Below are 6,681 nucleotides of genomic sequence, written 5' to 3' on the forward strand. Positions count from 1 at the left end.
ACTTTATCTTAATCCTATAGCGGTTAAGTTCAAGTGAGGGATCTTCCATGTCGCAGATAAAACTCTATGTCGCCACCATGAATTGTGCAGGGTGTGTGGCCAAAATTGAAAAGGCCTTTGCGGCCGAGCCGAATGTGAGTGCCCGTATCAATCTCGCCGATAAGCAAGTGACTGTCGATGGCAAGATGAGCAGTGATGCGGCGCTGGCTGTTATGGATAAGGCGGGTTATCCCGCTCAATTGATCGTGGACGCAAAGGCGGCCGCAGAGGAAAAGCGGGTCGAAGATGCGGTGGAGTATCGCCTGCGGATGCGTCAGGCTATCGCTGCGCTCGCGGTTGGTATCCCTATGATGTTATGGGGATTACTGGGCGGTGAAATGATGATTAATCGCCCTAGCATGCAGCTTGGCTGGGGCATTATGGGCTTACTCACTTTAGCACTTTTAGTCGGTACCGGGCGCCATTTCTATCAGGGAATGTGGCGCGCGCTTAAAGCCAAAACCACCAATATGGATACCTTAATCGTGTTAGGCACCAGCACGGCATGGATCTATTCCATGCTGGTGGTGCTTATCCCGAGTGCGTTTCCAATGGACACTCGCCACGTGTACTTTGAGGCTAGCGTGATGATCTTAGGCTTGATTAACTTAGGCCATGCCCTCGAACTCAAAGCTCGGGGCAAAACCAGCGAAGCGGTGCAGCGCTTGTTGGGCCTGCAATCCTCCACTGCGATTCGTATTGGCGACAATGGCGATGAAGAGGTGGAAATCGACCAGCTTAAACTGGGGGATAAACTCAGACTTCGCCCCGGCGACAGGGTCGCACTCGATGGCGTGGTGGAGTCCGGCCAGTCATTACTCGATGAGGCCATGCTAACGGGCGAACCTATTCCGGTGCCAAAGCATGTTGGGGATAATCTGAGCGCGGGAACTGTCAATGGTAACGGCAGTTTAGTCTACCGAGTGACCGCTGGGCAGCAGGATACGCGCCTTGCCAAAATCATCGCACTGGTGCAGGAGGCGCAAACCTCTAAGATGCCGATTGGTCGTCTGGCCGATAAAATTTCGGCGGTGTTTGTACCAACAGTTGTGGTTATCGCCTTACTCGCAGCGGCGATTTGGTATTTTGTTGGGCCAGAACCCGCGCTTAGTCATGCGCTTGTGGTGCTCACCAGCGTGCTGATCATCGCCTGTCCCTGTGCCTTAGGCTTAGCCACACCTATGTCTATCATGGTGTCCGTTGGCCGCGCCGCTCAAATGGGCGTATTGGTAAAAAATGGTGAAGCACTGCAAAGCGCCAGCAAGGTCGATTGTGTGGTGCTTGATAAAACTGGCACAGTGACTCAGGGTAAACCCCAAGTGACTGATATCCATTGGATTGAGACTAATGATCAAGCGCTCAGTGATGAAGACAAGCGCGCACTCCTTGGCGCTATCGCCAGTCTTGAGCAGCATTCAGAGCATCCGCTAGCTAGCGCAATAGTCAGCTATGTTAAGCAAGCCTCGATTCCATTACCCGCAACCGAGATTTTTACCAATCATCAGGGTAAGGGCATTGAAGGGCGAGTCGATGGCGCCGACTTTTTAGTGGGGAATCAAGCCTTAATGGCTGCATTTGATGTGCCGTCAGGGGAGGGCGTGACAGGCAGCAGCTCAGGTTTTACGGTAGAAGCCGCCGCGCAATTTGCCAAACAGGGTAAAACACCGATTTATGTCGCCAAGGCGGGTAAGTTAGTGGCCACTATCGCGATTGCCGACCCGATAAAAGACGATGGGAAAGAAGCGATTAGTGCAATACGCTCACAGGGCATTCGAGTAGTGCTGCTGACTGGAGATAATCCACAAACGGCGCAGGCGGTGGCAGCTCAAGTGGGGATAGATGAAGTGATAGCGGGCGTGTTACCCGAGCAAAAGCAACAGCATATTAAAGCCTTACAACAGCAAGGCCATGTGGTTGCCATGGTGGGGGATGGTATCAACGATGCGCCTGCCTTAATGAGCGCCGATGTGGGGATCGCCATGGGATCGGGCACTGAGGTGGCGATCGAAAGCGCGGATATGACTCTACTGTCCCATCAGCTGATAGTGATTGCTAACTTATTGGCACTTTCCCGCGCGACCATTAGCAACATTAAACAGAACCTATTTGGGGCCTTTATCTACAATAGTTTAGGTATCCCAGTGGCGGCGGGCGTCTTGTATCCGCTGACGGGGATGTTGCTAAATCCGGTGATTGCCGGGGCGGCGATGGCGCTGTCTTCCTTAACTGTGGTCACCAATGCGAACCGTTTAAGGCAGCAAAAACTTTAGCGCATTGGTATCGTTTATTCGCCCGAGAGTGAGCGGGGGCTTACAAATACCGCCCAGTTCAGTGGGCGGTATTTGGTTTGTCTGGCTAAAAATGCAATGTTAATTCAGTTGTCATCCAATAGGATTATCTTGGGTTGTATTTGTAAAAATTCAGGTTAAATAAACAGTTATCTTTGGGTTACATGGCTCAGAATCGCTTAAGCATTCGCGGCTAACGGGGCCTTTTTAGTTGATAATTTAACCCAAACTGCTATAGTGCCACGTTTATTTTTACCCCCTCAGGCTGGTGGAAATTGGTTTATGCTTATATGCACTGCCAATAGTCTGGCCAACATTACTCGATTTGGAAGTTCATTTTGATCACAACAGCGAATATCACCATGCAGTTTGGCGCTAAGCCACTGTTTGAAAACATCTCAGTTAAATTCGGCGGCGGTAACCGTTACGGTCTTATCGGTGCGAACGGCTGCGGTAAATCAACCTTCATGAAGATCCTTTGCGGTGATCTAGAGCCGAGCAGCGGTAACGTATCTTTAGACGTCAACGAGCGTCTGGGTAAACTCAGCCAGAACCAATTCGGTTACGAGGAATACACGCTGATTGACACAGTTATCATGGGCCACCGTGAACTGTGGAAGGTCAAGCAAGAGCGTGACCGTATCTATTCTTTACCTGAAATGAGCGAAGAAGACGGCATTGCCGTGGCAAACCTTGAGATGGAATTTGCCGAAATGGACGGTTACACCGCTGAATCTCGCGCTGGTGAACTGCTACTTGGCGTAGGTATCGGTATTGAAAGCCATTTTGGTTTAATGTCTGAAATCGCCCCAGGTTTAAAACTGCGGGTATTATTGGCGCAGGCGCTGTTCTCCGATCCTGATGTACTGCTGCTCGACGAACCCACCAACAACTTGGACATCGACACTATCCGCTGGTTACAGGACGTCTTGAACCAACGCGATAGCACTATGATCATCATTTCGCACGACCGTTACTTCTTAAACTCAGTCTGTACTCATATGGCAGACTTAGACTACGGTGAACTGCGTGTTTACCCTGGTAACTACGACGAATATATGCAAGCAGCGACTCAGGCCCGTGAGCGTCTGCTGGCCGATAACGCCAAGAAGAAAGCACAAATCTCTGAGCTGCAAACCTTCGTGGCGCGCTTCTCTGCCAACGCCTCTAAGGCAAAACAAGCAACTTCTCGTGCGCGTCAAATCGATAAGATCAAGCTGGATGAGGTTAAAGCCTCTAGCCGTGTTAACCCCTTCATTCGTTTCGATCAGGAAAAGAAACTGTTCCGTAACGCTTTAGTGGTTGAGAATTTGGCTAAAGGTTATGACACCCCCCTGTTTAAAGACTTAAACCTAATTGTCGAAGTGGGCGAGCGTATCGCTATCCTCGGTGAGAACGGTGTAGGTAAAACCACGCTACTGCGTACTTTAATCCATGATATTCCACAGGATGAAGGCCATATCCAATGGTCTGAAAACAGCAATATCGGTTACTACGCGCAGGATCATGAGTCTGATTTTGAAAACGATATGACCCTCTTCGAGTGGATGAGCCAATGGCGTAAACCTGAAGATGACGACCAAGCGGTACGCGGTATTTTAGGCCGTATGCTGTTTAGCGCCGACGATATTAAAAAGTCTGTAAAGGTGCTGTCGGGTGGTGAAAAGGGCCGTATGTTATTTGGCAAGCTGATTATGCAAAAGCCAAATATCCTGATGCTCGACGAACCGACTAACCACATGGACATGGAATCGATCGAATCCTTAAACAACGCGCTGGAAAAATACGAAGGCACGCTGTTGTTTGTGAGTCACGACCGTGCATTCGTATCGTCACTGGCCAACCGTATCCTTGAAATTACTCCTAACGGTGTGAATGACTTCAAGGGCACCTATGATGAGTTCCTCGCGAGCAAGGGCATCGAAGGCTAATTACTTGTTTTAAATAGCCTTAAATGCACAGATAAAAAACGCCGCTTAATGAGCGGCGTTTTTGTTTATGGTGTTTACCTTGAGTGTTAGCCTCGGCTTAGCGGTTATTATTTTGCCTCGGCTTGTTGCTCGACATAAATCAAGCTGTCAGTGTCAAAGCCGCGGGCGCTCGCCATGTCGACAAATTGCTGAATCACCTCAGGGGATACTGTTGGAGTTCGGGCTAGTAGCCATAAATAATCCGTATCTGGCCCCGAGATAAAGGCGTATTGATAATTTTGTTGGTCGAGCCCAAAGACTACATACGAACCATAAAACGGCCCGAAAAAGGAGACTTTTAAGTAGGCTTCGTTCTCTCCATTCACAAAATAGGCTTTACCTTCGGCTTCTTTCCATTCCTGTTTGGCGGCAGAATAGCCCCGATTAATGACTTTAACGCCGCCATCGGGCTTAAGGCTGTATTCGGCAGAAACTTGGGTTAATCCGCGCTCGAAGGAGTGGTCAAGCCTCGCAATCTCGTACCATTTGCCTAAATAGCGGTCGAGTTTAAAATCTTTAACGGGTTCGACGTAGTTAGGCATTCCTAGACAGCCTGTCAGGACCAAAGCACTGATCATTAAGAGTAGTTTTTTCAAGTGATGCTCCTATCAAAAAGATTTAGTTTATATTTTACTCATTTATTCATGGTGGCAAACAGAGGGATTTTCAGGGCTTTTTAGGGCTTTGTGTTGGCTTAACCAACCTTGTGCTATACCCGCCAGCATTATCAGTGCCACACCTATCAATTGCTGTGCGGTTAATGTTTCATTAAATAACCACCACGCCAGAGTGACCACCACCACAGGCTCCACATAGGAGAGTGTGCCGTAGGTGATTGATGGCAATTGATTTAGAGCTTTTACTGCAAACAGAATAGCTAAAAATCCCGGAAAGAACCCAATTGCCAGCAGCCAAGCAAATTGATTCAGGCTGGGTACTAAGGGTGTGGTTAACACTAAGGGAAGTAGGCATAAAGCGCCAACACCTAACTGTACCAGCGTACTTTGATAGGGCGAGGCGGCACTTGGTTTGCGGTTGATTAGGATAAAGCCACTATAGGTCAGTAACGACAGTAATGCATAAAAATATCCCAATATTTCAAAAGCATATAGCGATTGGCTCGATGTCACGGGGAGCATTAATATAAAGCCCGCTAAGGCGAGTACCACACTTGCCATACTGAATCGGTTGAGTCTTTCATTAAACACAAAGTGCGCAAAGAGTGACGCTACCACAGGTGCGAGGTAGATGATCATAATCACGGTTGCCATTTGAGTGTATTGAATAGCCTCGATATAAAAAGCCATAAATCCGGCGAGCATTGCGCCATTTATCAAGGTGCGTTTGCTCGGTTTATGGCGAATTTGCTGTCCTTTACCCGTTAACAGCATATAGGCCATTAAAAACAGCGCGCCGAGTAGCAGGCGGTAAAAGGTAATATGTTCGGCTGGCAGAGCTACAAAGCGTGCGAATACGCCAATCGTGCCCATTAAAGTGGCAGCCAATAGGGCAAAGAGCAAGGCCAAAGTAGGAGGTGGATTCATGTGTCACCTTTAGCGTACAGTCCAGTGTAGAAACAGTCCAACGGGTAAGGACGCTGAGTTTGCCCTAAAATATCTAGCTAGGCTAGCGAGGTATTCGACTGTACTTTGGGTATAGTGCAAACTAGCTGTTTCGAAGGGGGCTTTTTATGACCCAGGCTATAACGGGGATAGCTTTAGTCTTTAAGTGATCATCCGCTTGTCGGAGCTAGCAACGATCAATCCTAGGATTTTAATAATCCTTAATACAGCGCAGAGCATGTTTGGCTAGCGTAAAATCGATATTTTCACTGATACGAATTTCGGCGATTAATCGACTCGAAGTAGATTGACTGATAAAGCAATCAAATGTCAGTTCGTTGGTAAGCTGCAAATGAACACGGGAACGGTTAGGTGTGAGAGATTTTAATATATCAAAATTTAACGCAATATCGGGATCCTCTTCGGAAAAATAATTAGCATGATAAATAAAGTGTGGCCAATTTTGATTGTTTGATTCAATTATATAAGCACAACGATCATTGGCTGGAATAATATTGGATAGCTGTTTTTTGAAATCATTTGTGGTTAGATTGTTTTTAATGAATTTATATTTTGTATCATTAAAAATAACTAGCATCACATCTTGCCTTGTTGAATTAAGTGGATTTGAATGAATGTTGTTTAGGGAGTGTTTATCTTGTGCAGTATAAATATTGTTTTCGGTGATAGATGACTCCGTCATTCCGCACCTAATTTTCGATTTAAAAAACTTGACGGCGATCGGTCATTCTGATCTATTACTCTCTTTTGCAGGTAATTCATCATGGCCGCTCCCGCTATCTCTATCCGTAACCTCGATCA

At 47.4% G+C, this 6,681-nt stretch carries 5 protein-coding genes; 2 read left to right on the forward strand and 3 right to left on the reverse strand.

Going from position 1 to position 6,681, the window contains the following annotated elements:
- The first annotated feature begins 47 nt into the window (after positions 1–47).
- Together AEA42_RS11415 and AEA42_RS11420 are read left to right on the forward strand one after the other, a co-directional pair.
- Positions 48–2,309, forward strand: coding sequence for a heavy metal translocating P-type ATPase (locus AEA42_RS11415; protein WP_055647779.1), 2,262 nt, complete (start codon positions 48–50; stop codon positions 2,307–2,309).
- Between the two features lie 356 nt (positions 2,310–2,665).
- A complete protein-coding gene (locus AEA42_RS11420; protein ID WP_011071838.1) occupies positions 2,666–4,258 on the forward strand; it encodes an ABC-F family ATPase in 1,593 nt (530 codons plus the stop codon).
- 107 nt (positions 4,259–4,365) lie between these two features.
- Here AEA42_RS11420 and AEA42_RS11425 read toward each other — a convergent pair whose 3' ends face one another.
- The 3 genes from AEA42_RS11425 to AEA42_RS11435 form a co-directional block, all read right to left on the reverse strand.
- Positions 4,366–4,893 carry a lipocalin family protein gene (locus AEA42_RS11425; RefSeq protein ID WP_055647780.1) on the reverse strand — a complete coding sequence of 176 codons (528 nt, stop codon included), beginning with the start codon at positions 4,891–4,893 and terminating at the stop codon, positions 4,366–4,368.
- Positions 4,894–4,935: 42 nt separating this feature from the next.
- Entirely contained in the window at positions 4,936–5,841 is a 906-nt protein-coding gene (locus tag AEA42_RS11430; protein ID WP_055647781.1) for an EamA family transporter, read from the reverse strand.
- A gap of 229 nt (positions 5,842–6,070) precedes the next feature.
- Positions 6,071–6,562, reverse strand: a complete 492-nt coding sequence (locus tag AEA42_RS11435; RefSeq protein WP_055647782.1) for a hypothetical protein — start codon at positions 6,560–6,562, stop codon at positions 6,071–6,073.
- Between the last annotated feature and the right edge of the window lie 119 nt (positions 6,563–6,681).

Origin of the sequence: Shewanella sp. Sh95 (assembly GCF_001308045.1) — a bacterium.
Lineage (GTDB): Bacteria > Pseudomonadota > Gammaproteobacteria > Enterobacterales > Shewanellaceae > Shewanella > Shewanella xiamenensis.